Source organism: uncultured Microscilla sp., from assembly GCF_947493425.1.
Classification (GTDB): domain Bacteria; phylum Bacteroidota; class Bacteroidia; order Cytophagales; family Microscillaceae; genus Microscilla.
Genome location: NZ_CANLRP010000147.1, coordinates 1 through 20,956, shown reverse-complemented (window position 1 = coordinate 20,956; position 20,956 = coordinate 1). Strand labels below are relative to the sequence as shown.

General features: G+C 39.9%; 21 protein-coding genes. 14 read left to right on the top strand and 7 right to left on the bottom strand.

Translation table 11 applies throughout. The features are described from left to right. Nucleotides 1-407: 407 nt before the first annotated feature. The 3 genes from Q0954_RS25995 to Q0954_RS25985 all read left to right on the top strand — a co-directional run bounded on the left by Q0954_RS25995 (nt 408) and on the right by Q0954_RS25985 (nt 1,920). On the top strand, nt 408-782 hold the full coding sequence (locus Q0954_RS25995) for a hypothetical protein (protein ID WP_299462001.1): 375 nt from the start codon (nt 408-410) through the stop codon (nt 780-782). Beyond that, on the top strand, nt 783-1,211 hold the full coding sequence (locus Q0954_RS25990) for a LuxR C-terminal-related transcriptional regulator (protein ID WP_299461999.1): 429 nt from the start codon (nt 783-785) through the stop codon (nt 1,209-1,211). It abuts the gene before it with no gap. A gap of 163 nt (nt 1,212-1,374) precedes the next feature. Beyond that, nucleotides 1,375-1,920: a hypothetical protein gene (locus tag Q0954_RS25985; protein WP_299461997.1), complete on the top strand. Its 546-nt coding sequence runs from the start codon at nt 1,375-1,377 to the stop codon at nt 1,918-1,920. Nucleotides 1,921-2,294: 374 nt separating this feature from the next. Here the strand turns inward: Q0954_RS25985 and Q0954_RS25980 are convergent, their stop codons facing one another. Next, nucleotides 2,295-4,457 (bottom strand): hypothetical protein, encoded by a 2,163-nt coding sequence (locus tag Q0954_RS25980; protein ID WP_299461995.1) that lies wholly within the window; start codon nt 4,455-4,457, stop codon nt 2,295-2,297. 234 nt (nt 4,458-4,691) lie between these two features. On the opposite strand from Q0954_RS25980, the gene Q0954_RS25975 reads away from it, so the two are divergent. Together Q0954_RS25975 and Q0954_RS25970 are read left to right on the top strand one after the other, a co-directional pair. Then, nucleotides 4,692-5,243 (top strand): YceI family protein, encoded by a 552-nt coding sequence (locus Q0954_RS25975; RefSeq protein WP_299461993.1) that lies wholly within the window; start codon nt 4,692-4,694, stop codon nt 5,241-5,243. Between the two features lie 121 nt (nt 5,244-5,364). Further along, entirely contained in the window at nt 5,365-5,835 is a 471-nt protein-coding gene (locus Q0954_RS25970; RefSeq protein ID WP_299461991.1) for a MarR family transcriptional regulator, read from the top strand. A gap of 69 nt (nt 5,836-5,904) precedes the next feature. Here Q0954_RS25970 and Q0954_RS25965 read toward each other — a convergent pair whose 3' ends face one another. Continuing rightward, entirely contained in the window at nt 5,905-6,507 is a 603-nt protein-coding gene (locus tag Q0954_RS25965; RefSeq protein WP_299461989.1) for a hypothetical protein, read from the bottom strand. Between the two features lie 439 nt (nt 6,508-6,946). Here Q0954_RS25965 and Q0954_RS25960 point away from each other — a divergent pair, with 439 nt between their 5' ends. The 5 genes from Q0954_RS25960 to Q0954_RS25940 all read left to right on the top strand — a co-directional run bounded on the left by Q0954_RS25960 (nt 6,947) and on the right by Q0954_RS25940 (nt 10,571). Next, nucleotides 6,947-7,564, top strand: coding sequence for a hypothetical protein (locus Q0954_RS25960; protein ID WP_299461987.1), 618 nt, complete (start codon nt 6,947-6,949; stop codon nt 7,562-7,564). A gap of 9 nt (nt 7,565-7,573) precedes the next feature. Further along, nucleotides 7,574-7,891 carry a hypothetical protein gene (locus Q0954_RS25955; RefSeq protein ID WP_299461985.1) on the top strand — a complete coding sequence of 106 codons (318 nt, stop codon included), beginning with the start codon at nt 7,574-7,576 and terminating at the stop codon, nt 7,889-7,891. 180 nt (nt 7,892-8,071) lie between these two features. Next, nucleotides 8,072-8,287: a hypothetical protein gene (locus Q0954_RS25950; RefSeq protein ID WP_299461983.1), complete on the top strand. Its 216-nt coding sequence runs from the start codon at nt 8,072-8,074 to the stop codon at nt 8,285-8,287. Nucleotides 8,288-8,788: 501 nt separating this feature from the next. Further along, a complete protein-coding gene (locus Q0954_RS25945; RefSeq protein WP_299461981.1) occupies nt 8,789-9,361 on the top strand; it encodes an SPOR domain-containing protein in 573 nt (190 codons plus the stop codon). Nucleotides 9,362-9,683: 322 nt separating this feature from the next. After that, the gene (locus Q0954_RS25940) at nt 9,684-10,571 is read left to right on the top strand and encodes a discoidin domain-containing protein (RefSeq protein ID WP_299461979.1); all 888 of its coding nucleotides are present in this window, start codon (nt 9,684-9,686) and stop codon (nt 10,569-10,571) included. Between the two features lie 215 nt (nt 10,572-10,786). Here the strand turns inward: Q0954_RS25940 and Q0954_RS25935 are convergent, their stop codons facing one another. Next, a complete protein-coding gene (locus Q0954_RS25935; protein WP_299461977.1) occupies nt 10,787-11,239 on the bottom strand; it encodes a regulatory protein RecX in 453 nt (150 codons plus the stop codon). A gap of 82 nt (nt 11,240-11,321) precedes the next feature. Here Q0954_RS25935 and Q0954_RS25930 point away from each other — a divergent pair, with 82 nt between their 5' ends. After that, nucleotides 11,322-12,203, top strand: a complete 882-nt coding sequence (locus Q0954_RS25930; RefSeq protein ID WP_299461975.1) for an SUMF1/EgtB/PvdO family nonheme iron enzyme — start codon at nt 11,322-11,324, stop codon at nt 12,201-12,203. Between the two features lie 189 nt (nt 12,204-12,392). Here Q0954_RS25930 and Q0954_RS25925 read toward each other — a convergent pair whose 3' ends face one another. Further along, nucleotides 12,393-12,917 (bottom strand): hypothetical protein, encoded by a 525-nt coding sequence (locus Q0954_RS25925; protein WP_299461973.1) that lies wholly within the window; start codon nt 12,915-12,917, stop codon nt 12,393-12,395. 722 nt (nt 12,918-13,639) lie between these two features. On the opposite strand from Q0954_RS25925, the gene Q0954_RS25920 reads away from it, so the two are divergent. Both Q0954_RS25920 and Q0954_RS25915 read left to right on the top strand, forming a co-directional pair. After that, nucleotides 13,640-14,053: a hypothetical protein gene (locus Q0954_RS25920; protein WP_299461971.1), complete on the top strand. Its 414-nt coding sequence runs from the start codon at nt 13,640-13,642 to the stop codon at nt 14,051-14,053. Nucleotides 14,054-14,503: 450 nt separating this feature from the next. Continuing rightward, nucleotides 14,504-14,917, top strand: coding sequence for a hypothetical protein (locus Q0954_RS25915; RefSeq protein ID WP_299461969.1), 414 nt, complete (start codon nt 14,504-14,506; stop codon nt 14,915-14,917). Nucleotides 14,918-15,092: 175 nt separating this feature from the next. Here the strand turns inward: Q0954_RS25915 and Q0954_RS25910 are convergent, their stop codons facing one another. Beyond that, nucleotides 15,093-15,749 carry a MarR family winged helix-turn-helix transcriptional regulator gene (locus Q0954_RS25910; protein WP_299461967.1) on the bottom strand — a complete coding sequence of 219 codons (657 nt, stop codon included), beginning with the start codon at nt 15,747-15,749 and terminating at the stop codon, nt 15,093-15,095. Nucleotides 15,750-15,868: 119 nt separating this feature from the next. Between Q0954_RS25910 and Q0954_RS25905 the strand changes: the two genes are divergently transcribed. Next, nucleotides 15,869-18,262, top strand: coding sequence for a TonB-dependent receptor (locus Q0954_RS25905; protein WP_299461965.1), 2,394 nt, complete (start codon nt 15,869-15,871; stop codon nt 18,260-18,262). A gap of 358 nt (nt 18,263-18,620) precedes the next feature. On the opposite strand, the gene Q0954_RS25900 is transcribed toward Q0954_RS25905, so the two are convergent. Both Q0954_RS25900 and Q0954_RS25895 read right to left on the bottom strand, forming a co-directional pair. Continuing rightward, nucleotides 18,621-19,238: a LysE family transporter gene (locus tag Q0954_RS25900; protein ID WP_299461963.1), complete on the bottom strand. Its 618-nt coding sequence runs from the start codon at nt 19,236-19,238 to the stop codon at nt 18,621-18,623. 389 nt (nt 19,239-19,627) lie between these two features. Next, nucleotides 19,628-20,578, bottom strand: coding sequence for a phosphatase (locus Q0954_RS25895; protein ID WP_299461961.1), 951 nt, complete (start codon nt 20,576-20,578; stop codon nt 19,628-19,630). Nucleotides 20,579-20,956: the final 378 nt, after the last annotated feature.

The following is a 20,956-nucleotide window of genomic DNA, read 5'->3' as shown; positions in this document are numbered from 1 at the left end:
CAAAAAAAGCATCATCAAGAAGTTTTTTGAAAATCCTGATGTTGCTTTTTATTAATTATCTAGTGTCGTTCCTAATGCTATTAGCCGATTTTTTGCCTCGTCCAGCAACAAAATATTTTATTAAACTATAGAAATTTATTTTTACACCATTCCTTAGAGCCATGGTGCTCATCCATCAACCAAAGGCCAATGTTGTATACGTCACATAAACTATTGCTGATGGGGCAATAAAACTATTATACTATCCATTGTCAAATATTTACCCTTCAAGTACTACTCCTACTACACAAACCTTTACTCGATGTTTTTTTATTGACATTTCCATCCTTTTTCCACCCCCCTATATGTTACTTTGCTACACAAACAAGCGTAGATTTGTACAATGGTTACACTCAAAAAAATATACAATGAAACGCTCACTCATCACACAAATCGTATTCGGAGGATTAATTTTCATCCCTTTATTTGCAGTAAGTTTTGGAATTTCTAATGGGCAAGTTAACTTTCTGATACATTCACCCTTGCATTGGCTAATAGAATTGAGTAGTGTACTGGCAATAGGGTTGGTTGGCTTGGCTATCTACAGACTATCTTCTAAGCAGCTACTTGGGCTAACACTCACATATGCACTCACACCTCTGGCTTTCCAGTTTGGTACAAGTCAATCTATTCAGTTTATCTTTTGGCAAAAAGCCCCTTTTGTTATAGTTTGTTTTTGGCTGATAGCCACAGGGCTACTCAGCCGCTATCTATTGTCTCGTCGCCAACCCAACAGTGAATAAATGAAAGCTGCATCTAAACAAAATGCCTTGCTAGGTATCAGCATTTTTCTGGTGTTTTTATCTACTGGGTTCTCATTTAACAGTGGGGTACAGTGGTTTTGGCAAAAAGCCCCTTACCTTGCTCTATTGTTCATAGTAACAGGTTTTGTGTTGATCAGATGGTGGATGTTACTTGAGTTACAAAAACAACGTGAAGCCATTATGGAGGCTATGCAACACCCCCATAAAAAAAACTGGAATGACTTACTATCGGTTCGCGAACGTGAAGTAATGCAATTGATTGCTTCGGGCAAAACTAACCAACAAATCGCTGATGAACTTTTTGTTGCCTTAAGCACCGTAAAAACTCATATTAATAACATTTATAAAATTCTGGAAGTAAAAAACCGACGAGAAGCCATTGAAAAGGTTACCCCAAAAAATAAGTAAGTGCAAGCTTTTGGGTGCATTTTTTTTCTCAAGACATGAGCGATTAGCAGGCTTTTGACCATTCAACCGTTTTTTGCTCGATAAAAGTGTATATAGGTGTAGGTTCCTTTAATTTTTTGCTACCTTTGACTACACAATGATCATTTAATTACCAATACGCTTTATGTTAGAAACCGAAGAACGCGCTTTGCTGGAGTTTTGCTTGGGTACTCAAATTACCCAGCTGGAATTTTGCAATTTTAGAGCACCACAACATCCCCCTCAGATAGACGAGTATGACTCTTTTCTTGCCTTTAACTTTGGCTGCAAAATCACAGTAAATAATGAGCTATCGGTGATTGTAAGCCATTGGGAAGACGAATTGGGTGACCCTTACCGGGTAAAAGCATGGAACTACGAAGATTTTAATAAAGAGGCGCTGTATGAAAAGAAAGTAAACTTTATTGAACCCTGGAGTCACCTGATAGGTGAAACCATCAAAAGTTACGAAATACTCAACTACGCCTCGTCTTACAACCGCCATGGGCAACACGACGCGCATGATGTTACCTGGGGAGTATTATTTACCCTTGACCACCATCAACTATTAGCTGCAGCTCTTAGTAGTAGTGACCCCTTGCAGCAAGGTGCCCACCCCACACTATTGGTAAGTCAAAACGCTGATTTTATAGTAGCCCAACAAAAACGTTTTAAAAACTTTGTGCGGTAAAGCATACTAAGGAACGTGTTCGTCCCGTAAACGGGATTTCGGGACTTTGAAGCTGTCCGATTTAGAATAAATTAGCTTCGCTGAGCTTGAACTTCGTTCTGCGGTTCGCTTTACTGCCTTTCGTTACCCTGGCAGTTCCGCCAGGACTGTAAGTTTTTATTGCCCGTAGTACCGTCCCACGGTCTGGCTCAGTCAGTTGTACGTATTTGCCCTAAAAACTAAAAACTTATTTTGAGCGCGTTATGTACCAAGACAAAATTAAATATACCTAATATGAAAGTATAACTATCATATTATGAGACAGTTATCTTTACTTGTAGCTTATAGCTAATTGCACCGATATTCATCGGTATCTAAGGACTTGCTGCTACTTACTAAAACAACACCTGTACTTGCGGCAATAGCTCCACAATCCGGGCTTTTTCAGTTTTATTAAACATATTGTTGGTAAGCTCTAGCCGCTCAAGTTTCTTGAGCTCTATAAACCAATCCGGCAGTACTCTTAAGCCATTGCCCCCCAAATGCATCACCTTTATATTTTTAAAATTACGCAACTCTTCAGGTATTTTTTTTATGTAAAACCCCGTCAACTCCAGCGTTTGATCTTGTGTTCGTGCTTCTATAGCCAGCTTTGCTACCTCACCTCCTTGCTTAAAACACAGCTCAAAAGCCACCCGTTGCAATCGGTTAAAATAATAGTAACGATTAGGCTCATTCTTAAAGAATTTAAGGGCTGATATCGCCAGTCTTTTTTGATCAATGAGCGGCTCTTCGTGCAACGCCCGCAAAATATTGACCATTGCTTTGCGCGAATGTTTTCGAATAACCGACCTAAACTCTTCGCTGGTATAACGCTCCAATACTTTTTTTGCCGCCTGGCTGGGTAGGTAGCTTTTCTTAAGCGACAGTATCACAATGTCATACACCAAGGCAGGGGGTATGCCCCCCTCCATCATCATTGTAAGCCCTAAAATCACATTTTGTGGGTCGCTGTTTTGCAATAAATCGTCCAGGCTGTCTGAAGAGCTCTGATCTCCAGTGGCTTGCATTAAATAAGGCACTTCGTTTTTTTGCAAAAAAACCCTCAACTGTTGAGGCAACACCCACACTGGGTCAAGCGCTAGAGCCTTGTCCAGTTTTTCGCCTGGCTCGGTACCCAACACCACATGGGTAGTGGTATCCTGCAGGGTACGTGAAGTTTGAATTCCCTGTTTTTTCAACTGTTGGTATGTTTTATTGACAGGCAAGCCCTTGTTTTTGCCAATAATTGTCACAACTGTCTGAGGGTGTTTTAAGCTATCAGTTTTGTCAATAAAGTGATGCTCCAACGCCACCAAGGTATTGTCTCTCACTACACTTTGGGGGGTGTTGAGTGCAGGCAATAAGCTGTGAGGTGGCACCTGTTTCAGGTAGTCTTTGTCATTGACCAAAAGCGCCAAACTTATTTTTTTAAAAGTTTCAGTCGATTTATTTTCCTTAAGTAGTTTGAGTAATTTATTGATCGGCTTACCGCTTTTGGCTTCGGTAGATTTTGCCAATAAAGTTTTGGCAGTTTCTATAGAGTGCAACTCAGGCAAATTCACAATATCAAGCGGTAGTTTGTCAATCCGGTTGTTTGACACATTGAGGTATTGCAGCTGGCGAAACTTGAACACTTCTTCAGGAAAAGAATCCAGCCCACAACTTTTAATATTGAGATGAACAAGGGGGGCATGCAAAAACTTGTGCAACTCTCTGGACACATCCATTTGCTTGTTTTGTTCCAAAGTTAAGGCTTTGAGCAGGGGCAAATCACCTGCTACAAAAGGTAAGGACTCAAACCTTCCATTACACAAGTTGAGCCATTCGAGTTGGGTCAGGTTTCTAATGGCAGGCGGCAAGTCTTGAATATAGTTATTGTATAGTTCCAATTTTCGAAGTGCTTTGAGGTTTGCAATGTCATTGGTCAGGGGCAAAGGTTTGCCGTTGTAATAGTAATTGGTAAGTAGTAGCGTATGCAGTTTGCTTAACCCACATATTGCCTCCATCGACTTTGTTGACAGTTGGTTGTAATACAAACAAAGGTATTCCAGGTTTTGCAAACTATTGGGCAGCTTGGCAAGCATCTGAATGTCGGCATATACATGTAATGACTTTAGGTGGGGCAGAGTAAATATAGAATCGGGAAAGTGCTGATAAGGATTATTAAACAGGTTTGCTACTATTTTGAGAGACTCTAATTGGGGCAGTTTTTCAAACTCATTGGGGAAAGAGTCCATTCCATAGCCTTCAAAATGTAGGTGTTTAAGATGAGGTAAATCAAATACAAATTGAGGAAATTTATTATAAAGCCCATAGAAAACTACTTTTTCCAGCTGGGTAAATTGTTTAAAAGCCAGAGGCACTTTATAGTTATAGCCGCTGACCTCCAGTATTTTTAGGTGCTCACAGGCAAGCACTTGTTCTGATATTTCATTGCCATATTTACAATTTATTTCAAGGTGAGTAACATCCAGTGGGTTTGCAAGTGCTTGTTCAATATCAGTATATTTCGCCATAAATGTATTGTTGGTTTAGATGACTAAATGTAATTAAATGAAAGCTAAAATTTTAGGCTTACTCTCAATCATTTACTCCTGAAATGTTAAATAAGTGTAAATATTTATATGTTTTTACATTAAATGCTTTAACACTAAATACTTTTACATATATTTGCATCATACTTTTAATCAATAAAAAATCAAAACAACCGGGCAACCGGTATTTATCAAACACTCAAACACTTAATAACAATGGCTAACACAGGAAACTGGGCAATAGACCCAATGCACTCAGAAATTCAATTTAAAGTAAAACACCTAGTCATCTCAACTGTTACAGGAAGTTTTCAGAAGTTTGACGGAAAAATTGTAGTAAACAACGAAGATTTTTCAGATAGCCAAGTCAGTTTTTCGGCAGATATAGACAGCATCGTCACCAATAATAAACAACGTGATGAGCATTTGAAATCAGACGATTTTTTTAGTGCTGAAAAGTTTCCAAAACTCACCTTCGAAAGCACTTCATTTACTAAAGTAGACGACGAAAACTATCGACTCACTGGCAACCTTACCATTCGTGATGTAACCAAAGAGGTACACCTGGACGTGGAGTATGGTGGAGTAGCCGAAGATTTTTATGGCAATATTAAATCGGGTTTTACTCTGTCGGGTAAACTTAGCCGCAAAGAATTTGGCCTACAGTGGAATGGCGTAACCGAAGCTGGCAAAGTAGTGGTAGGCGACACCATCAAACTAATAGCCAGTGTGCAATTTGCCAAAGTAAAGCAAGAAGTGGAAGCTTAACGGTAATGTAAAAAATATAAAGACCATAGGGTTGATGTATGCCTAAAAATATGTTAACTTTATGGTCTTTTACAAAAGTTGTAGCAACTTTTACCGTAGTCACACTTAAATTTGGTTTTATATGAAACTAGAAAAAGAAATTCATCAGGCAAAGTTTAAAGATCCATTTCAAAAACTGGTGGTTAACCTTATTTATTCGGGCAACTGGGTAAACTTTAACACCAACAAACTACTAAAAGAGCACAAACTCACCCCACAGCAATTCAACGTATTGCGTATTCTCAGAGGACAACACCCCAAACCTGTACCGATATTTACTATTACTGAACGTATGCTTGACAAAATGTCGAACGCATCGCGTTTGGTAGAAAAACTCAGACAAAAAGGCTTGGTAGCAAGAAGCGAATGTGGCACCGATCGCCGCCGGGTAGATGTGGTGATTACTGAGGAGGGTGTTCAAAAACTTGAAGAAATGAACAAGTTGGTGGCTACCTTCAACCAAAACTTAAGTGCCAACCTAAGCGAAAAAGAAGCCATTATGCTCAACGATTTACTAGACAAAATGCGGGGAAACGACAAAGAAGAAGGGTAGCAAAGCAATTTTACTACCCTTCGTGCTGTACGTTCGGTGAGTGTGCCAAAGATGTTGCCTGACACCAAATTACCTGAATTTTTGCACAAATACTTTTACTCCTTTTTGGCGATACCAGGGAACCATCTCTGCTTTTACAGAAGCAAGGCTATAAGGAGCATATAAACCCATAAATACTTTGTATGCCCCCCCTTTGTACTGTATATATAAGATGGTGTCCTTGTCATATTTCAGGTATTGCTGGACATTTACCTGGTTCAAACTTTTAAAAGCACCCATTTGTAGCCCATACTTTACATCTTTGCCAGTACTATGCCCTAGCAGAAAACCTCCATCACTCCATATTCGGGCGTTTTTATAACCTCTTTTTTTTACTTCTGCCAATACGCGGTCAACCGTAGACTTGCCCACATACCTACCCAACACTATGCGATGTTTTGTGGGTAGTTCGGGAGTATCTTGCGAAAGAGTGTAAGTACAAAACTCCCCCAGGTCTTGAAGGTTTTTATAATTTTTCCAATAACTTTTTAGCGGCTTTTGGTTGCTCACCAACTCCACCTCTACCTGATAAATATAATCATACTCACTCTCTTGAGTACTTTGTGCTTTAAGTAAGGTAATGTTTACCAGGCACAATAGGCATACAAAAGCTGTAATTGATTTAGTTTTCATAAAAAAATAAGTGTTAGATTGAGTCAATACCAACGAATTTTATCCATCATAGGTTGATTGTTATTACCTTTGTTTGCTCCAAGGGTATAAGGAATTGTTCAAAAATAAATTTACACTCTGAGGGGTGATTTTTCGCCTTGATACTTCGTTATTTTTATTGCCCGTAGCGCTGCTATGAGCGCAAAAAATAGCCTCGTCTCAAAACAAAACCTCTACCTCAAGAATGGTAATTTAATTTCTCACCATTCCTAAGGAACGGTGTCAAAATAAATTTACACTCTTAACCTCATCTTTTGTTGCTATACTTTGTTAAAAAATAGCCGAATAGCGCTGCTATTAGCCGATTTTTTGCCGCGTCTAGCTTCAAAATATTTTGTAAACTATAGAAATTTATTTTTTCACCATTCCTAAGACGCTAAGGTGAATGAAATGTAAGGTTATGAAAAAACTTATTGTATACATATTTTTAGTGGGGCTATGGGCTTGTTTGTCAAACGCTGAAAAATACGCCTTGTTTGACCGAGATAAATTTGCCGACCATATCCTCACCGTTTCCATAGATAAAGTACCCACTCTTGAGAAGTTTAACCAAACATATTGGGCAAAAAACTCATTAAAAGTCCACACTGTAGTACTTATTCCTTACGATTTCGCTAACCAACGTTTTGGCAACTCAAAAACCACAACCGTGATCCCCCTAAGTGCGCTATCGTGGTCAGCCTCTTTGCACCGAACCAGTCTGGAGCTCTACCCCGACGCCCAAGGTAAGGTGTACAATCAACACAAGGAACTACTGAGCAGTACAACCATAAAAAAAATGTTTCAAGCCCACTTGCTCAACCGTGGAAAAAATCCAAAACTGGCAGAGTCGCCCCAAAAAGCGTGGGTAGACATATTTATGCCCCCTCAACAGTCTTTGCATAGCATAGCACCTTTATTAGGAGTGTTGGCAGAAGCATATACCGAAACGTTGGCTAGTACGCACAACCTGGCTCCCGACCTGATCAAACACTTGCTTTATCTCAGAAAACGGATACAAATAAAAAAAAATGATTAATTATCGAAAATGAATCATTATATCAATTTTTTCTGGAACCTGACTCCACTCCTTCCGCTCATTGCCTTGCTCAGTTTGGGAACCTGGTTACTCAAAAACCACCCCTTATTTAGCAGGCTCAACAAAGTACCAATAGTGTATGGAGCCATCATTGGATTAACCATACTAAACACTATTTATCACTTGGATGGCATAGAACAAGATGGCTGCTTTTTCACGCGTGACCCAAATAGGCCTTGGGAAGAAATATTCTTTGGGCTCACTGCGATTACTTTGTTGAGTCTAGTACCTTATCCTCTAAGTAAATGCACTATTTATTTTGGATGAGACTTGTTCTCTGACGAACTTCAAAAATTGAGCATAGCCATAGCTACGCGATATTTTTTAAGTAAAGTCAGGGTGCGAATATCGCCGAAATAATGTATCAGGTATTTAGAGGTTGAGGTACTAGGCTATTTTGCCAAATGGCGTAGCTTACAAATCAGTGCACTCATACTAGAATTATTATTGTACACTGGCAAGGTATATTATTTTAATGGTGATTATATAGGCGGTTTTGGAGTTTCAGAAACTGCTATCGGCTACGATTTTATCGCCTTATTTTTACGCTTGACCCTTATTCAACAGCTCAACCAGGTAAAAATCAAAACGCCTTGGGTACTGATCACTACTTTGGTAATTATTTACTTTAACTTGATGTTTTTGGTATATAACGCTTATTAAATAGCGTTACGCAAATCCTTTTAGCATCCTCTATTTTGATCATATTGCTCTATTGTTTCGCCATACATCACAGAGAAATATAGGCTTTTAAGGCGTAACCTCAGCTATTAATTAAACCCTCCAACCATAAAAAAACTTTGTCTTATAGTTGCTACAACCTACCTTGTTGTGGTAAGCTCCACAAGGTTAATTCATCGCCAATAGTGTTGCAATCCATGCAAGCACTCCCTTTTTATTTTTTCCCCAAAAAAAGTCAGATAAAACGAATATACAGGTATGTTTATTGTTCTGCTATTTATTGAAAATATACAAATAACCACTTAGTACTATACACATAGGTAAAATTACTGTTTTTGTTATACAATCAGGGTAAATGTTCTATATTAAAACCTAAACACATCACATTCGTTAAAAAAAATAGTTTTATATAAAACAATATTCCAATAACTAAGCAGCAATTTATGAGTTAATTGATTACTAAATTCACTAAATATCACAACAATGAAGTACCAATATCGCAGCCTTTTATTATTGATGGTTATGGGGTACTTGGCAAGTTGTACACCCAAATACATCCCTCGTAGTAAAAAAGACTTAAAGGACAATTTGTCCCGAAGTATGGTTAAATTTGACTATCACAAGGAAACCTTTGAGGGAACAAGCAAACCGCTTCAATTACTTGCCTTTAACGACACCACTCAACTGGTAGCCCATGACATTACCAATGAGCTAGAAAAATTGATTGATTATGGTCCGGAGCAAAAGTATACGTTTTACCGCAAGCAAAAATTCAGCGGTTATCGTATTCAAATCTACCGGGGACGCAGCAGATCGGAGGCTTATCGGGTACGTCGACGTTCTTATCAGCTTTTTCCTCATTTAAAGCCTTACATGGAGTATAAGGAACCTTCTTACCGAATAAAAGTAGGAGACTTTGTACACGCCCCTGAATATACAGAGGTACTGGATGAGTTGAAAAAAGAATTTCCTTTGGCAACTATAGTACCTGCCATTGTAAGAGTAACCATTGAATATAACGTAAAATATCGTAGTAGCCCTATAAGATGGGACTAAAAAATACAAACAAGCAACTCGATTGCGAGGGTTCAAATAAGGCGGGAGTGCCATTATTTGAACCCTTTTTTTATTTTTACTGCTCAAAAAACATCTAATTTCTTGACTCTTGGCGTTAAAAACGGGAACTTCGTTTTATTAGGGAGTTTGCAATAAATAGTCTCCCAAGTTTTGGTGAATGGTTTTGATCAAAGACTAGGCACATTTTAAGGACATAGCAGCGCTACGACCGAAAAATGCAACGAAGTATTTGGACAAAAAAATCGCTAGAAATGGGTAGCTTATTTTTTGTATGCTCCCTTAAACCTATACCACATTTTTTATGACGCTGCGTGTTTTAGTTGTTTTATGCCTATTCATTTCCCCTCATTTATTTTCTCAAAAATTACCCCTGATCAACGCCCTGGCATTGCGTAATGGTGCCCATGTAGTAACTACCAATCAGTATTTGGGGCAGGCAAACTCCCCCAGAGTGCCCGCAGGTACTCCCGAAGCCCTCATTGATGAAGACCTCAAAAATGGTTGGACATCGCCCTCGGGTACTCCTCGCCTGAAGAGTTTTGTGTTTGAACTATCAGATGCTTTTTTGCTTAAGCAAATAGGTTTTAACAATGAACAAACCTCCCCACAGCAACGCAATCGGAGTGTAAAAAAGATACGCATTGAGTTTTCAAATGAAGCCCCTAACCGAGGGTTTCATATAGAGTATACCCTTATTCTGGAAGCCAACTCCCCCATACGACTCATGGGTATTCAAAACGTAAAGGCGCGCTGGATACGTGTAACCATCCTCTCCAACTATGGACACCCTCGATTTACCTGTTTCAACGAGATACAAGCCTGGGGTGTATACGCCAACGCTGCCCCTGCTGTAGACCTCACTGGTACTTGGCAAACCCCAAAAGGTCTTATGTCGCTTTTGCAGAAAGGTCGTAAAGTGACTGGGTGTTACCCCAAAAACAAAGGAAGTGTGGTCAATGGAATAATCAAAGACAGGCAATTGAGTTTTGAATGGAGCGAGACTGGCACCCAAAAATTTGGCAAAGCAACATTGGTAATCAATCAAGCACAAAACCGCTTATATGGTATTTGGAACGAAGGGCAACTTGCCACCCCTTATGGGCATTGGGTTTTTATAAAAAAATCGGATACCACTACTGCCTGCCCCGACAAGCAACGAGAGGGACAGGCACAGATAAAAAAAGAATAGTTATACTTAAACAAAAATGGTTTTGAGGATGGATTTTGACTAATTGCCTGAATACCAACATTAATCAACAGAAGCTACAGCTTGCTGTGACGAGCTCACCGCAGGTAATCACTTTCATCTTAGGAACGATGCAAAAATAAAGTTCTATAGTTTAAGGAAATATTTTTTGGTCAGGCGAGGTCAAAAAACGCGGCATAGCCATAGATATTCATTAGCTAAAGTACTTCCTTGATTTTGCTCCATACCAGCTCCGATTCAAAACCACGGGTAATAGCATAGCGCGCCAGTTTTTGCTTACGAATGTAATCGTTTGCGCCGGTTACGCCAGGATATTTTTTTATCAATATATCTTCCAGAGTTTGTAGATAGTCTTCTTCTTCTATCTCCTTCATACCACTACGAATACAATAATCAGATATTTGTTTCAACTTAAGCGCTTGTTGTATTTTCACCCTACCCCATTTCTTCGCTCGAAACTTGCTACCTGCAAATATTTTGGCAAAACGTTCTTCATTGATAAAGTTCTCTTCTATCAAATCACAAATCAGGTTTTCTACATCATCTTGGCTAAGCCCAAAACTATACAGTTTATCTCTTACCTCTTGCTGGGCGCGTTCTTGGTAAGCACAAAAATTACATATCTTCGTAAAAGCTTCTTTTCTAGTCAACGTTAACCTATTGTATTTTGAATAAATAAATCATGCTTCCCTTCAAGGGATTTTTTTGTTACCAACTTATAATAAAGTGTTGATGATGAATGTATTAAATAAGCAAAAAAAGCACATTTTAGCAAGTGCTATCTACAGTTTGTTTGTGCTGTTTGTAAGCACATTGAGCCAAGCGACTGCCCAGTCAAGTCCAACCCAAACATTGCCCGTGCCCCCCAATACTGTTTGGCTTCAGGATAGTTTGTTTATAGACAAAACCGAGATAGCCAATATTCACTGGGCAGAGTATTTACAGTTTATACGCAAAGAAGTAGCCCAAAAACGGTTAACACCAGCTTTTTATCAAACCCAAACCCCCGATACCAGCATCACTGTTATCAATGGGATAAACCGCCTTCACCACCCCGCCTATCGTTGGCAACCAGTAGTAGGCATCAGCTATGGGCAAGCCCTGCGTTTTTGCGAGTGGAGATCTATAGTGGCCTCTCAGGTATACAACCAGACAAACCCTGCGCCTCAAGGCTTGTATTGGCAGTTTACCTACCGCTTGCCCACTACCAAAGAATGGGAAAAAGCGGCTGCTGGAGGGTTAGATATTTCATTGTATCCTTATGGGCTTACCCACTTGTTTGCCATCACGACTAAAAAACGCGTATTGATGCACCCTCCTACCCCACTGATCAATTACCGTGATCATAAAACCAAACGATTTTCTCTTAAAAAAGTAGCAAGTTATGAACCCAACGGTTTGGGTATCTATCAGATGATTGGCAATGTAGCAGAAATGACCGCTACCAAAGGCATTGCCAAAGGGGGTAGTTGGCGACACCGCAAAGCTGCTTGCAAAATAAGAAAATCGCAACGCTACTTTGTGCCTGACAATTGGGTAGGGTTTAGGTGTGTGTGTGAGGTAAAACTAGTAGACAAAGCCAAGCACAGCACACGTGAAACAGAAGTAAAGTAAGAGATGTTGTATTGCTATACAAAATCACACATTTATATCAATGGTTCACAGCACTTACAGGGTGTGGTTCCATAGACCACTACATTTTTCTATCACACTGATTTTTAGTAATTCATAAAAGACATTACATAAAAACAGCCCTTTTTGGCAAACAAAAAGGGCTGTTTTTTATCTATAGAAATAGTATGGTTACTTACTGGTAATTTTTTCAAAGCTGTCGACAATGGTATATATTTTTTTCATCTTGGCAGAAATGCCCTTATTACCTTTCCAGTGAAACTTAGCCAATAGCCGAGTGCTGCCTCGATCGTCTTTGAGGGCTACAATGACAAAGTATTGGGTTTCTTTGCCTTTAAACTGGGTAAATACAAGGTATTGGGCAAAACCACGTTTAATGCCTCGATCTTGCTCATTGAGTACAATGTTTTTGCCTAAGTCTTTCATAGCAGCCAAGGCTTGTTTGGTAATTAGTTGGGTGCTTGCTCCCCCGTTTTTCCAGGGCACTACTTCTAGTTGAAGATCATTACTGTTGGCAAGCATTTTTTCATCAGTAATTTTACTCACCTTCCAATCGGGGTTAAACCTGACCAAAAGTTTGTATTTTTTCCAAGGGTAATCATAGTTGGTTACTTGTCCTGTTTTAGTTTGTGCGGTTAGTAAAAAGGGGAGGCTCAACATTACTACAAGCGCCCCTATAGATTTTGTTTGTAACATTTAGTATAAAAATAAATTGATGTACCTTATTTACGTTCAGAGTTACAAAAGTATTTGATTTTGAGCATATTTATTACTTTTAGGGTATTTTTCAATGGCAAGCCTGTGTGGACACTGGAGCTTGTTTGGCAGCCAACCCTTGGTCATTATTATGCTGCAACAACAAATGTACAAGAGGTTTTAGGCAAATCATTCACGAGTCAATGCCCCCAATATCTCATTCAATTATTTTTTTTTTAGGCGTGTTGTCATTTTTTTGCTTGAGGGGCATTGTTGTAAGTGAATAGACAATATATATTTCCTTCAGCACAGTATCTATTTTCTAACAACCAGTAATGCACAACACCTTCAACATCAATATTAAGCTAATGCATTTTTCAAACAGCATGGAAAAGTTTCTTTTCTGTGCTTTTTTTATGCTTACCCACTCCACCAATTTCAAACGATACCTTTGTTGCTCCAATGGTTTTATTTACACTCCTCAAGCAAAAAAAGCGTGTAATAATTACTGCGATTTACCCAAGATTCAGGCAAATCAAGTTTGTTGATTCATTGGCCTAACAATTCTACTCACTCATTATCAATGACTCACTGCTTATCGATAAACAACAACTATTTATTCAAAAAAAGCCTATAAATTATATAGAACTAAGCATGGGGTTGGTTAGTTTTTAGCCTCCCTTCAAAATTCACCAGTTTTCAGCTGTTCAACACCATACATTATGGAAATACTCACCAAAAACGAATTTAATGATATTTTCTTTGACCAGAAATTGTCATTACACTACAACATCAACAAGTCGGAAACACTCTATATGAATGAAAATGAGTTCAGGGAGATGTTACTTAATTGGAGAGCTTCGGTCTTTGAAATCAAACCTCGCTTGGTTTTGGTTGATAACCGGGAGTTTCAGTACCCGATATCTCCCGAATTACAACTTTGGATGGTAGAACACATAAGTACCCCAGTATTAGAAATGCCCAGCGTAGACAAATTTTGCTTTGTAATGCCTGAGGAATTTATTGCTCATCTCTCGATCACTCAATTTACCGAAGAAGCCAATAATGTCATAGAAGAAAATCATATCAGGTATTTTGGCAGTCTGACAGAAGCAATGACTTGGCTCAAAGAGTAGCCCACAATGTTATTGGTATGGTACCTCAATTCCTTGCAAGTTTTTTCAGCAAGCTTGACCATAAGGTACCAGATTCATGGCGGCCTGGCTTAACCAAGCCCACAAATATATTCCAACGGCATGCACAGAAGAGTTTCTTTTCTGTGCTTTTTTATGTTTACCCACCCCACCAATTTCAAACGATACCTGTGTTGCTCCAATGGTTTTATTTACACCTCCTCAAGCAAAAAAGCAGGCAATAATTACTGAGGTTTGCCCAAGAGTCAGGCAAAGCAAATTTGTTGATTCATTGGTCTAACAATTCTAATCACTCATCATCAATGACTCACTGCTTATCGATAAACAACAACTATTTATTCAAAAAAAGCCTATAAGTATATATACTAAACAAGACTTCTTAATTTTCAACTCCCTAAAAACTCCCGTTTTTAGCTGTTCAACATAATTACTATGGAAGTACTCATCAAAGACAAATTTAATGATATTCTCTTTGACCAGAAATTGTCGTTACACTACAATACCAACAAACCCACCACGCTCCACATGAGCGAAAGCGAATTCAAGACATTGTTACTCAAATGGAAGGCTTCTATCTTTGAAACCAAACCTCGCCTGGTTTTGGTCGATAACCGAGAGCTTCAATACCCTATCTCTCCCGATTTGCAACTTTGGATGGTAGAAAATATAACTACACCAATACTCGAAATGCCCAGCGTAGATAAATTTTGCGTTGTAGTGCCTACGGAGTTTATTTCTCACCTCTCGATGAGCCAACTCACCGAAGAAGTCAATCAGGTCACAAAACAAAATCCCGTCAGGCACTTTGATAATCTGACAGAGGCCATGGCTTGGCTCAAAGAGTAGCCTACAACATTACTGGTATAGTACCCCAACCCCTTGCAGATTGTTTCAGCAAGTTTGACCATAAGGTGTCAGATTCATGGCGGCATGGCTTGACCAAGCCCAAAAATATATCCCAACGGCATGCATGGAAGAGTTTCTTTTCTGTGCATTCTTATTTCCTCTATTCCTGAGTTTGCTAAAAATACTTATCCAAAATATCTTTTAAAGGCGATTTTTTATCTTCAGCGTGTATTTCATCGTGAAACGCCTTCAGCTTATACCCTATCTGTAATACCCTCATTTTTTCCTGATCGCTTAGATTACCCCCTACAATTTGGGCAGCCTGGCTCATGTCAGCCTGGGCAATTTGCAGCGCCTGTATTCCAATGGGGGTTGCCTTAAGTTTTTTAGACCGCTTGTCGTCTGGGTTTTCATAATCTTCTATAAACCCGTGTTTTTGCAAACGCTTAAGTATTTCAGCCCCCGACGTAATCTCAAGCAAGTGTTCTTGTATTACCTCCGATTTGGTCATGCCTGGTTTTATCATCACTGTTGCCAAAAAAACATAGTCATCCAGCGTAGTAAGTGGAGAGTTTTTCAAGGCTTTTTTACTGTAATGTTTGGCATACCTATACAAATAACCCACCACCGAAGACAGTTGCACATCTAAACTGGGGGCAGGGTATGTACGCGAATTTTCATCTTTGGCAAATACTTCATTGTCACTGCCTTGCACCTGGTCGTTGAGCCAGGCAGTAAAATTCATAATATCTAAGTCCTGATCTGATACTTCTTCTTCAAACCTTGCCGTAAGACGCACCAAATCATTGATCAATTTATATCTTTTATGCATTGCGTAAATTTTTTTTACTATTTCTAAACAATACTTACTCAACATTGGTTTAGTTACGAAAACATTATAAATATAGTAAATTTAATACGTAAAAGAAATATATTTAATCATTTATAGCAATGGTAAAATTTACAAAGCACTTCATTTTTGTGGCAATTATGTTAATAAGCTCGCTGGCCTGGGCACAAAGTGGCAAGATAAGCGGGCGGGTATTCGACAAGAAAAACAACGAAAGTATTCCTTTTGCTACAGTGGTTATTCAGGGCACGTCTAACGGGGTAACTACTGACATAGACGGCAAGTATGCCCTTACCGGGCTTAAGGGAGGTTTGTATAACCTGGAAGTGTCTTACATTGGCTTTAAGAAAAAAGTGGTGTTCGAAGTAGAGGTTACACCAGCCCGCCCAGCTATAGTAAACATAGGCCTGGAAGAAGAAACCACCAAGTTGGAAACAGTGACCGTAACGGCAAGCTCTAGTTTTCTGAAAACCACCGAAAGCCCCGTGTCATTGCGTACCATTGGTACCAACGAAATTAAAAGAAACCCTGGGGGCAACCGTGACATTTCTAAGGTGATCAGGACTTTGCCTGGGGTGGCAGCAGTACCCGCTTTTCGCAACGATGTGATTGTAAGAGGGGGGGCTCCCAACGAAAATCGTTTCTTTTTGGATGGTATAGAAGTTCCCAATATCAATCACTTTGCTACTCAGGGTTCATCGGGTGGTCCGGTGGGGCTGATCAATGTGGACTTTATCAGAGAGGTAGAGTTTTATTCGGGTGCCTTTCCGGCAAACCGGGGCAATGCCTTAAGCTCTGTACTGGAGTTTAAACAAAAAGATGGGCGCACTGACCGCTGGACAGCCAACGGAATTGTAAGTGCTACCGATGTGGGCATTACGCTTGAAGGACCCGTGACCAAAAACTCAAGCATTATTCTTTCGGCGCGCCGCTCCTACCTCCAGTTTTTGTTTGCTGCCTTAGAGCTGCCTTTTTTGCCTACCTACAACGACTTCCAGCTTAAGTACAAGCATAAATTTGGCAAGAAAAGCCAGCTAAGCATTATTGGACTAGGGGCTATTGACCAGTTTAGGCTCAACCTGGACGCCAACGACACCGAAGAACAACGTTACACCTTGAACAACCTACCCGTAACCGAGCAATGGAACTATACCATAGGTGCTAAGTATGACTGGTTTCGTGAAAACGGTAGCTACTCGTTGATTGTGAGCCGCAATGCCCTGAACAATAATTTGTACAAACATCCGGGCAACGACGAAAGCCTGCCCCGTATTTTAGATTACAAATCGCGGGAGATCGAAAACAAGTTTAGGTTGGAAAATTACATAGAAGCCGGAGGCTGGAAATTAAACCTATCGGTGCAGTATGAGTTGGCACAATATACCAACAGCACCGACAACCAAGTAGTAATTCCTAATAGTGCTCCCATTACCAAGAGTGTACAATCGGAGCTAGACATTAACAAATGGGGCGCTTCGGTACAGGTAAGTCGTTCGTTTTTTGAAGATAAGCTGGCGCTATCGTTGGGTTTGCGTGCCGATGCCAACGATTACTCAGAGGAGATGAGCAACCTTGCCAATCAATTGTCGCCACGTTTTTCGGCGTCGTATAGCTTTACTCCTACTTTTTCGTGGAACTTTAACACAGGCATTTATTATCAACTGCCTGCTTATACTATTTTGGGCTATAAAGAAGGCGATACCTTTGTAAATAAGGCCAACGATATTAAATACATTAAAAACTCGCAGTTGGTTACCGGTTTTGAGTACAACCTGCCGGCAAGCAACACCAGAATAACCGTAGAAGGTTTTTATAAATTTTATGAAAACTACCCTTTTCTTATCAGAGAGCAAATCTCGCTTGCCAATCTGGGAGCCGACTTTGGTGTAATAGGCAACGACCCTGTAAACTCATCGTCGGTAGGGCGCGCTTATGGTTTAGAGCTACTCGTACAACGAAAGTTTAGCAAAGGTATTTATGGTATTTTGGCTTACACATTGGTGCGTAGTGAGTTCAAAGACCGTAACGATGAGTTTGTGGCGTCTGCCTGGGACAACCGCCATATACTTAGCTTGACGGGTGGCTATAAGTTTGGCAATAACTGGGAGTTTGGTACCCGTATCTTGTTTTCGGGTGGGGCACCTTTTACACCATTTGACCTAAACGCTACGCTTACTCCTGCCAACTGGGACATTGCCGGGCAGGGTATTCCTGATTATACCCGATTGAACACCGAACGAAACAGTGCTTTTTATCAGGTAGATGTTCGTTTAGATAAAAAATGGTTTTTTAAGAAGTGGAGCTTGAACGTTTTCTTTGATATTCAGAATGTAACCAATGCACAAGTGCAGTTTCAAGACAATATAGATGTGGTGCGCGACGATCAGGGCAACCCAGTAAGAGACCCCAACAACCCCAACCTGTATCAGGGTAAGTTTTTAGACAATATTGCAGGCAATGTGTTGCCTAGTATAGGTATTATTGTAGAACTATGATGGTATAGATTAGATGTATTACCTACTCACCAAAGGATAAGCACTTTGGCAAAAAGCGAAGCTCGTTGGGCTTCGCTTTTTTTGTTGGCAACTACCTCACAAACTAAGTCGGATATTATCCTGCACTTTTTATTGCTTAGAAATAGCCAAGGCTAAGGAATGGTACCAAAATAAATTTACATTCTTAACCTCATCTTTTGAGGCTATACTTTGTTAAAAAATAGCCGAATAGCGCTGCTATTAGCAACCATCCCTCAAGCTCGCTCAATATCCACTGGATATTGCCGTGCCGCGTCTAGCAACAAAATATTTTAGCGTTACTATAGAAATTTATTTTTACACCATTCCTAAGGCATTATCAACCAAACATTTTAGCCACTTGAATAAGCGCTAACAAAATAAAAATACTGCCAATGATGCGGTTCATCCAGTGGCTCAGCGACGAAATGCGTTGTACAATCCACAAACTGAGTTTGCCATAGAGCAACAAAGCAACCAACTTGCCCAAAGATACTCCCAGCAAAAACAAGAGGATAAAATCCCACACGGCAAAACTTAACCAATGCGATGACTTGAGGGCGGCTATTACTGCTACCCAAAAGGGCAATGCCTGCGGATTGAGCAACCCTACAATGGCTCCTCTGGCAAAAGGCGATATTTGTCGACCTCCTTCTATACTGGCGTCTTCTTTTTCTTTGCGCATAAAAAACACTGCCCCAATAGCAAATAATACTACAAATACCGTAAGTTGGATCCATATATTGTGCTCAAGATAACGGGTAATAAGCATGCCAAAGCTATAGGCAAACAACGATTGGGCGATTTCGACCAGGGCAGCCGCTACCGAAAACCGCAAACCTACTTTTAATCCGCCTTTGAGGGTAGTATCTACCATAGAGAGGTTGATGGGACCAAAGGGCAAGGTGCCCAGAAAACTGGCTACAAACCCTAGAATAAAATGTAAAATATAAGTCATTTTTCAGTAATTTAGCCCAAGGCTATACTTTAGAATTACGAATTACGAGTTTTTCAATTACGAATTGGCGCAAGCGTGGCTAAAAGCTCATCGTAGCTCAAGAAAAGGCTAAAAGCTAAGGGCTCAATACAAATAGCCAAAAAAAAGCTAAAGGCTAAAGCTACACAGAGACCAAAAAAGCTAAAAGCTCAACCCTATCGTAGCTCAAAAAAAAGCTAAAGGCTAAAGCTACACAGAGACCAAAAAAGCTAAAAGCTCAACCCTATCGTAGTTCAAAAAAAAGCTAAAGGCTAAAACTACACAGAGACCAAAAAAGCTAAAAGCTCCCTACAAATAGCCAAAAAAAAGCTAAAGGCTAAAACTACACAGAGACCAAAAAAGCCCCCTAACTAATCCATCATCTCGCCCAACATTTTACTCAACAAACCTTCTTTGAGCGAGTAAGACGACATTCTGATATGCTCAAGGTCGTAACGGTCCATGATAAAACGAATAAGACACACCGCCACTACAATCATATCGGCGCGCATTTCTACCATTCCCTTTACCTTTAAGCGTTCGCTGCGACCTTTCCAAACCAATGCCTGGTATACGTCATGAAAGTCATCTAAATCCATTTCCGACTCAGTTTTTGACAAGCGCGTACTTTGCCCTTTGGGGTACCGGGCATCGTTTATCTCAGTGAGGGTGTCAAAAGTGCCAGAGCAACCAATCAGCATTTTGGGTGAATAGTTGAACACCACCTCGCTCATTCCCCAGAGCTTTTCTTCCAAAAAGATATTCATTCGCTGAATATCCAGCTCGGTAATAGGGTCGGTACGCATAAACTGGTCGAGCAGGCGTTGTCCGCCAATCTCAAAGCTTTGTTTCCAAAAAATACGTTTCTGATTGGCAATTATAAACTCTACGCTTCCCCCGCCAATGTCCATAATCAACGATGTAGTATTGCCAATGTCCAAGGCTGTTTTTGCTCCATAATAAATGTACTCGGCCTCTTTGTTTCCGTCTATAATATCTACTTTAAAGCCAGTGCGTTCTTCTATAGTATCGGCAAGCGCCTGTCCGTTTTTGGTACTACGAAAAGCACTGGTAGCCACTACCCATACTTTGCTTTCGGGTACTTTGTATTGTTGCAGTATATCATTGATCTTGTCTATGGCTGCCAGGGCGCGGGTTTGAGCTTCGTTGGTAATCATGCCCTCAGAAATCCCCCCTTCTCCAATCTTTACGGGTACCTTATCTGAATACAGTTTCTGAAAGCCCTGTTTGGTGGTTTCGGCAATTAAAAGATGGAATGTATTGGTTCCTAAATCTATGACGGCTACCCGTTGTTGTAGCATAAATTGTAAAGGTTTCAAAAGTTCGAATTTGATTAAATCTAGTTGATAGTCCAGTATTGTTAGCCTTTTCTGTGCTTCGTAAAGCCTTTAGCTGTTAGCTTTTTTGTGCTTTGTGGGGCTTGAGTTTTTTCTCTTTTCGCAAATATGACAGTATGCACCTAAAAAAGCTAAAGGCTTCACTCTATCATAGCTCAAGAAAAAAGCTAAAGGCTTAAACTACCAACAGCCTAAAAAAAGCTAAAGGCTAAAGCTCATCGTAGCTCAAGAAAAAGCTAAAGGCTAAAGCTCATCGTAGCTCAAGAAAAAAGCTAAAGGCTAAAGCTCATCGTAGCTCAAGAAAAAGCTAAAGGCTAAAGCTCATCGTAGCTCAAGAAAAAA

What these genes read in the sequence shown, in the direction of transcription:
- Q0954_RS25995 (WP_299462001.1), top strand. Translation starts at nt 408, where the DNA reads ATGAAACGCTCACTCATCACACAAATCGTATTCGGAGGATTAATTTTC.
- Q0954_RS25990 (WP_299461999.1), top strand. Translation starts at nt 783, where the DNA reads ATGAAAGCTGCATCTAAACAAAATGCCTTGCTAGGTATCAGCATTTTT.
- Q0954_RS25985 (WP_299461997.1), top strand. Translation starts at nt 1,375, where the DNA reads ATGTTAGAAACCGAAGAACGCGCTTTGCTGGAGTTTTGCTTGGGTACT.
- Q0954_RS25980 (WP_299461995.1), bottom strand. Translation starts at nt 4,457, where the DNA reads ATGGCGAAATATACTGATATTGAACAAGCACTTGCAAACCCACTGGAT.
- Q0954_RS25975 (WP_299461993.1), top strand. Translation starts at nt 4,692, where the DNA reads ATGGCTAACACAGGAAACTGGGCAATAGACCCAATGCACTCAGAAATT.
- Q0954_RS25970 (WP_299461991.1), top strand. Translation starts at nt 5,365, where the DNA reads ATGAAACTAGAAAAAGAAATTCATCAGGCAAAGTTTAAAGATCCATTT.
- Q0954_RS25965 (WP_299461989.1), bottom strand. Translation starts at nt 6,507, where the DNA reads ATGAAAACTAAATCAATTACAGCTTTTGTATGCCTATTGTGCCTGGTA.
- Q0954_RS25960 (WP_299461987.1), top strand. Translation starts at nt 6,947, where the DNA reads ATGAAAAAACTTATTGTATACATATTTTTAGTGGGGCTATGGGCTTGT.
- Q0954_RS25955 (WP_299461985.1), top strand. Translation starts at nt 7,574, where the DNA reads ATGAATCATTATATCAATTTTTTCTGGAACCTGACTCCACTCCTTCCG.
- Q0954_RS25945 (WP_299461981.1), top strand. Translation starts at nt 8,789, where the DNA reads ATGAAGTACCAATATCGCAGCCTTTTATTATTGATGGTTATGGGGTAC.
- Q0954_RS25940 (WP_299461979.1), top strand. Translation starts at nt 9,684, where the DNA reads ATGACGCTGCGTGTTTTAGTTGTTTTATGCCTATTCATTTCCCCTCAT.
- Q0954_RS25930 (WP_299461975.1), top strand. Translation starts at nt 11,322, where the DNA reads ATGATGAATGTATTAAATAAGCAAAAAAAGCACATTTTAGCAAGTGCT.
- Q0954_RS25925 (WP_299461973.1), bottom strand. Translation starts at nt 12,917, where the DNA reads ATGTTACAAACAAAATCTATAGGGGCGCTTGTAGTAATGTTGAGCCTC.
- Q0954_RS25920 (WP_299461971.1), top strand. Translation starts at nt 13,640, where the DNA reads ATGGAAATACTCACCAAAAACGAATTTAATGATATTTTCTTTGACCAG.
- Q0954_RS25915 (WP_299461969.1), top strand. Translation starts at nt 14,504, where the DNA reads ATGGAAGTACTCATCAAAGACAAATTTAATGATATTCTCTTTGACCAG.
- Q0954_RS25910 (WP_299461967.1), bottom strand. Translation starts at nt 15,749, where the DNA reads ATGCATAAAAGATATAAATTGATCAATGATTTGGTGCGTCTTACGGCA.
- Q0954_RS25905 (WP_299461965.1), top strand. Translation starts at nt 15,869, where the DNA reads ATGGTAAAATTTACAAAGCACTTCATTTTTGTGGCAATTATGTTAATA.
- Q0954_RS25900 (WP_299461963.1), bottom strand. Translation starts at nt 19,238, where the DNA reads ATGACTTATATTTTACATTTTATTCTAGGGTTTGTAGCCAGTTTTCTG.
- Q0954_RS25895 (WP_299461961.1), bottom strand. Translation starts at nt 20,578, where the DNA reads ATGCTACAACAACGGGTAGCCGTCATAGATTTAGGAACCAATACATTC.